1 protein-coding gene and 1 pseudogene are annotated in these 1,234 nt (G+C 74.9%); both read right to left on the bottom strand.

Features of this window, described 5'->3' with window-relative positions; all coding sequences use genetic code 11:
• Positions 1–855, bottom strand: an 855-nt coding sequence (locus D7W81_RS41285; protein WP_147445844.1) for a caspase family protein, incomplete at its 3' end; no start/stop codon positions are given.
• A pseudogene (locus D7W81_RS41280) lies at positions 852–1,234 on the bottom strand (hypothetical protein); the annotation flags it as partial. The pseudogene D7W81_RS41280 and the gene D7W81_RS41285, both read right to left, overlap by 4 nt.

Below are 1,234 nucleotides of genomic sequence, written 5' to 3'. Positions count from 1 at the left end.
GCCCACCAGCGGGCGGCGGGGCTCGGCGGTGGGCGCGAAGGCGTTGACGGACAGGCGCGCGGGCATGCCCTTCACGCCGTGCAGCGACGCGGCCACGAACGCGGCCAGCTCGCTGTACTCCACCTGGCCGTCGCCGTTGATGTCCGCGCCGCCCAGCAGGCCGGAACGGGCCACGTGGCTGAAGACGCCCGCGCGGATGCGGGACCACTCGTGCGTCTCCCCGTCCTCGCTCTCCGCGAAGAGGGCGCCCACGTGCGGGCGCGACGCCAGCTGTTCGCGCGCGAGCACCCCGCGCAGCTCCGCCAGCACCGCCGCGTCCGGCGTCCCACCACGGCTGCCCAGCACGCCGGAGGCGCGGCACGCGTCCGCGATGACGTGCACGTAGTCCGCGCCCAGCGGATCCACGACCTCCGTGTAGAGGCTGGTCCGGTCCAGGCGCGCGTCCGCGAGCGTGAAGTAGGCGCGGCCCGCGTCGTCCGTGTTGCCGTGGCCCACGTAGACGATGAGCACGTCCGTCTGGCGTCCCGCCGCGTGGTCCGCGAGCGCCGCCGCCTGCAGCCGCTTCACGGCCTGCTCCACCGCCGCGCGCGTGGGGACCTGCGCGGACTTCAGCACCAGGCTGCCGCCCTTGCGCGTGGGCTCGTCCGGATCCACGAGCAGCGTGGTCTCCACGCCCAGCCGCTTGAGCGTCTCCGCCCACAGCACGCCGTCGTCGTCCGCGTAGCGCAGCGGGGCGAGCGCCGGGTCATCACTGCCGTTGTGGGCAATGACGAGCGCGCGCCGCACGGTCTCCGCGACTGCCTCCGGGGCCGCCACCAGCAGGGCCGCGCCCAGGAGCACTTCCAGCTTCTTCATGGAGAATCCTTTACCCGGACCTCCTGCCTGAGCACCACCACCCCCTCCGTCCCCCCGCCACGCAGGGCCGTCAGGGTGGCATCCGGGTGCTGGGAGAACGTGGCGGTGATTTCCGCCATATCGGCGCCCGTGGGCAGCGCGACCGTCAGCTCCAGCGGGCGCTCCTCGCCGGCCTTGCCGCTGAGCGCGAAGGGGCCGTTGACCTCGTCATGGCCGCCGGCGCGCACCCGCACCGCGACGTGGGTGTAGGGCGGACGGGCACCCGCCGCGAAGGCCAGCGTGGCGCCCGGGGTGCACGCCGTCCCGGTGCGCAGCTCGCGCAGCGACTGGCCCGGCGCGGCGCAGAAGACGCGCAGGACGGGCTGGGCCAGTGGAGGGG

The sequence above is a fragment of the Corallococcus aberystwythensis genome, assembly GCF_003612165.1.
Lineage (GTDB): Bacteria > Myxococcota > Myxococcia > Myxococcales > Myxococcaceae > Corallococcus > Corallococcus aberystwythensis.
This window is presented reverse-complemented; position numbering and strand designations above follow the sequence as displayed.